Genomic DNA, 2753 nt, shown 5'->3' with positions numbered 1-2753 from the left:
GGCTGGATCCTCGGCCTGGGCCAGCAGCTTGCGCACCTTGCTGAGGATGGCCTCGGACATGCCTACAGAGCTACCACACCGGCCGGACATCGTCGGGGCCGCGCCGGAATCGATCGATACGTATCATCGTCACGATCAGATGATCAGTCCTATACGGACGGTCAGTTAACTGTTTCCGGAGGAACGAATGCCATCCCCGACCGCTCGCCTGCTCGCCGTCGCCACCGCCACCGCACTGATCGCCGCCGGCACGCCCGCCCGGGCGGAGCCGACAACACCGACCACACCGGTCAGCTCCGGGCCGAACGCGTTCGCCCCGCTCGCCACCTGTTACGGCGGGGCGGTCCGGTCGTACTTCGAGACGGGCCGCTACGGCGGCTCGGCGGGTCAGTACCGCACCACGACGCGCTGTCGCGACATCAACGTCCGCAACGCGAGCGTGTACGCCACCGAAGCATGCGTGATCTTCGTGGACAAGACGAGCGCCTGTAACTACTGGACCTACCTGCCGGCCAACTCGGGCTGGATCACGGTGGCGACCAACGTCAAGGACGGCGTCAACTTCCGGGTCCGTTTCGAGAACCTGCGCTACGAGTACGAGCCGCTGATCGCGTACCACGCGTTCTGACCGACCCACGCGGTCGCGGCGGGCCGACCCGCCGACAACGCCGCACCCGCCGCGGCCGGCCGACACGTCAGCCGGCGCGGCTGCGCAGGGTGGCGATCGTCGAGCCGGCAAGCGTCAGCAGGCAGTCCGGGAGCAGCCCATCCGCCGCCGCCGCGCCGAACAGGGCCTCACCGGTGGGTTCGTCCTGATTCGCGTACGCACTGACGAAGCGGGCCACCCAGCGGGTGTCGTACCCGGCCTGGTCGATCCCCGGGAAGTCGAGCGCCGCCCCGCTCGCCGCCGGCGCGTCACCGAGCATTGTCGCCGCCAGGCACCAGGCGACCCCGTACGCGCCGCTCAGGCCGGCCCGGTCGACGACCGCGTCGAACGCTCCCACCACCGCGTCTCCATCGCCGGTCAGCGCCGAACGGAGCACGGCGGCCGCGTCATCGAACGTCTGCTGTGGTAGGTCGGTCACTCAGCGCACAGTAGGACGGGTGGTCAAGTCCCCCAGCAACCGTCACTGTCCGTGTTCAATGCGAGCGACCTGCGCATTACGCCGCCTCCACGGTCCCGCCGCCGGCCTCGGCACGCTAATGTGCGCAGCGGACCTTCGCCGGAGGAAGGACGACCCATGTTCGTAACACGCCGCTCGCGGGTAGCCACACTGGCTGCCTGCGCGACGATCCTGCTCGCCACGAGCGCTTGCGGGGATGACAAGCCCGAGGAGGCAAGCGCCCAACAGGTGCGCCTCTACGGCACGGACGGCAACATGCTCAACTCCTATCCTGCCGAGTTGAAGGAACGGGCGAGCCTCGTCGACGGGATGAAGGGCACCACGCCGCTCACCCCGCTGCCCGACGACTTCAAGAGCCGGCTACGGGCCGTCAATCCGGCGCTGACGGACTACCTCTACTCCGCCGAGACGTACGACGCGGTGGTGATCGCCGTGCTCGCCGCGCAGTTGGCCGGCAGCACCAACCCGGCGGACATCGCCAAGCAGATCGTCGGTGTGACCAACGACGGGCAGCGCTGCGAGGACCCCGCCAGCTGTCTCGCGTTGGCCCGTAACGGGCAGGACATCGAGTACCGCAGCGTCTCGCTGACCCGGGCGGGGTTCACCGACAAGGGCGAGCCGGCCACCGCGAGCTACGCCACGCTGACCTTCGACGGGCAGCAGATCAACGACGGCAAGACCGAGTTCGTCGGCGCCGGCATCGAGTCGGCGGCGAGCACCAAGACGCCGCCGAGGCCGAAGAAGCAGCGCGCCGGTGGGGACCCCGACCAGGAGCCGCTGGTCCTGGGCGGCCTGCTGCCGAAGACCGGTGACCTCGCGATCGCCTATCCCCCGATGGCCGCCGGCGCCGCGCTGGCGATCAAGGAGATCAACGCCGCGGGTGGCGCCCTGGGCAAGCCGGTGACGTGGAAGGACGGCGACGACGGCACCAGCCCGGCGGTGGCCAAGGCGACGGTGGCCAAGCACGTGACGGACGGCGTCAGCGTGATCATCGGCGCGGGTGGTTCGGGTATCTCCCGGGAGGTGCTGCCGGACGTGGTGCAGGCCGGGAAGATCCTCTTCTCCCCGTCCAACACCGACAGCGGCCTGACCGACGTGGAGGACAAGGGCCTCTACTTCCGCACCGCCCCGCCGGACAGCCTCCAGGGCCGGGCACTGGCCGACGTGATCCTCCGCGACGGGTCCCAGAAGATCGTCATCGTCGCCCGCAAGGACTCCTACGGCGAGGGCCTGCAGGCCACCGTCCGCGACGAGCTGGCCAAGGCGGGCATTCCCGACGACCGGCTCAAGCTGCTGACGTACGAGCCGCCGGCCGACGCGAAGGCGGCCCCGGTCGACTTCAGCGGCGGCGCGAAGGAGATCAAGGAGTTCGGTGCGGACGCCGTACTGATCATCGGTTTCGGTGAGTCCGCCCAGGTGATCCGCGGCCTGGCCGACGCCGGGGTGCAGATCGGGCAGTAAGCAGGACCCGAGGCCCACGACGGCCGCACCGGCTTCCCGCCGGTGCGGCCGTTTTCGGGTACGGGGTCAGCGCGGCCGGCGGCGCTGCAGGAACTCGGTCATCCGGCGGTGCTTCTCGTCGTCCTCGAAGAGCACCGCCTGGCTGACCAGGTCGAGGTGCGGTTGGGC

The 2753-nt window shown here is 69.8% G+C and carries 3 protein-coding genes and 1 pseudogene; 2 read left to right on the top strand and 2 right to left on the bottom strand.

Translation table 11 applies throughout. The features are described from left to right. Nucleotides 1-187: 187 nt before the first annotated feature. On the top strand, nucleotides 188-628 hold the full coding sequence (locus tag KBX53_RS28675) for a hypothetical protein (RefSeq protein WP_051708467.1): 441 nt from the start codon (nucleotides 188-190) through the stop codon (nucleotides 626-628). Nucleotides 629-695: 67 nt separating this feature from the next. Here KBX53_RS28675 and KBX53_RS28670 read toward each other — a convergent pair whose 3' ends face one another. Continuing rightward, nucleotides 696-1085, bottom strand: a complete 390-nt coding sequence (locus tag KBX53_RS28670) for a hypothetical protein (protein WP_030332223.1) — start codon at nucleotides 1083-1085, stop codon at nucleotides 696-698. Nucleotides 1086-1241: 156 nt separating this feature from the next. On the opposite strand from KBX53_RS28670, the gene KBX53_RS28665 reads away from it, so the two are divergent. Continuing rightward, entirely contained in the window at nucleotides 1242-2585 is a 1344-nt protein-coding gene (locus tag KBX53_RS28665) for an ABC transporter substrate-binding protein (protein WP_030332221.1), read from the top strand. Between the two features lie 66 nt (nucleotides 2586-2651). Here the strand turns inward: KBX53_RS28665 and KBX53_RS28660 are convergent. Continuing rightward, nucleotides 2652-2753 (bottom strand): annotated as a pseudogene (locus KBX53_RS28660) (enoyl-CoA hydratase/isomerase family protein); the annotation flags it as partial.

It is taken from the genome of Micromonospora sp. M51 (assembly GCF_018070305.1).
In the GTDB taxonomy this organism is placed as follows: Bacteria; Actinomycetota; Actinomycetes; order Mycobacteriales; family Micromonosporaceae; genus Micromonospora; species Micromonospora parva.
Note: the sequence above shows the minus strand (reverse complement) of the source record. Positions and strands in the feature narration are given on the sequence as shown.